The organism is Streptomyces sp. NPDC048291, assembly GCF_043201715.1.
In the GTDB taxonomy this organism is placed as follows: Bacteria; Actinomycetota; Actinomycetes; order Streptomycetales; family Streptomycetaceae; genus Streptomyces.
In genome coordinates this window covers 1-1,394 of sequence record NZ_JBICZC010000046.1, presented here as the reverse complement: position 1 = coordinate 1,394, position 1,394 = coordinate 1, and the positions used below count along the sequence as shown (strand labels likewise).

Sequence of the window (1,394 nt, the reverse complement as noted above, 5' to 3'; positions counted from 1 at the left end):
CCGGTGACCTTGGTGCCGGTCGCGGCGTCGGAGAAGGTCACCGCGAGGGCTTCGACCGTGCCGGCGGCCGGGGCGGCCTCGACGGCGGCGCTGTTGGGCTTGACGGTGATGACCGGGGTGCCCTGGGAGACGCGGGACGTGGTGGTGAAGGAGGCGGCGAACACCGACTGGGTGGCCACCGGGCCCTCGTCGCCGGCTTCGAGGTCGACGGCGTCGGTGATGATGCCGGAGCCGATGCGCAGCGCGAGGCGGGCGGCGATCTCCTTGCCCTCGGCGGAGGAGGGGACCAGCACGGCGGCCGGGGCGACGGCGGCGACGGCGGCCTGGAGGGCGTCGACCTTGGGGACGACCAGGTAGTCGGCGTACTCGGAGGCGTCGTGCGTCAGGACACGGGTCGCGCCGTGCTCGGCGAGCGCGGGCGCGGTGTCGGCGGCACCGGCACCCAGGGCGACGGCGACGGGCTCGCCGATACGGCGGGCCAGTGTCAGCAGCTCCAGGGTGGGCTTGCGGACGGCACCGCCCGCGTGGTCGACGTAGACGAGGACTTCAGCCATGGGAATGCTCTCCTGCTTGGATCAGATGAGGGGCGGTCGGCGCGTGCGGGGCTCAGATGAACTTCTGGCCCGCGAGGAACTCGGCGAGCTGCTTGCCGCCCTCGCCCTCGTCCTTGACGATCGTGCCCGCGGTACGGGCCGGACGCGCGGTGGCATCCTCGACCTTGGTCCAGGCGCCCTCCAGACCGACCTCCCCGGCCTCCAGACCGAGGTCGGACAGGTCCCAGGCCGCCACCGGCTTCTTCTTCGCCGCCATGATGCCCTTGAAGGACGGGTACCGCGCCTCACCCGACTGGTCGGTCACCGACACCACCGCCGGCAGCGAGGCCTCCAGCTGCTCGGACGCCGCGTCCCCGTCACGACGGCCCTTCACGACACCGTCCGCCACCGACACCTCGGAGAGCAGCGTGACCTGCGGAACGCCCAGCCGCTCCGCCAGCAGCGCGGGAACCACACCGGCCGTGCCGTCGGTGGAGGCCATACCCGAGACCACCAGGTCGAAGCCGGCCTTCTCGATCGCCTTCGCCAAAACCAGCGAGGTGCCGATCGCGTCGGTGCCGTGCAGGTCGTCGTCCTCGACGTGGATCGCCTTGTCCGCACCCATGGACAGCGCCTTGCGCAGCGCGTCCTTGGCGTCCTCCGGACCCACCGTCAAAACGGTGACCTCGACGTCGTCATCGGAGTTCTCCGAGATCTGCAGCGCCTGCTCGACCGCGTACTCGTCCAGCTCGGAGAGGAGACCGTCCACGTCGTCACGGTCGACGGTCAGGTCATCGGCGAAATGCCGGTCGCCAGTGGCGTCGGGCACATACTTCACAGTGACAACGATCCTCAAGCTCA

The 1,394-nt window shown here is 70.8% G+C and carries 1 protein-coding gene and 1 pseudogene; both read right to left on the bottom strand.

What is annotated here, in order from left to right; genetic code table 11:
• Positions 1-554: pseudogene (locus ACGF5O_RS49055) on the bottom strand (electron transfer flavoprotein subunit alpha/FixB family protein); the annotation flags it as partial.
• Between the two features lie 52 nt (positions 555-606).
• On the bottom strand, positions 607-1,394 hold a 788-nt coding region (locus ACGF5O_RS49050), incomplete at its 5' end, for an electron transfer flavoprotein subunit beta/FixA family protein (protein ID WP_393816439.1).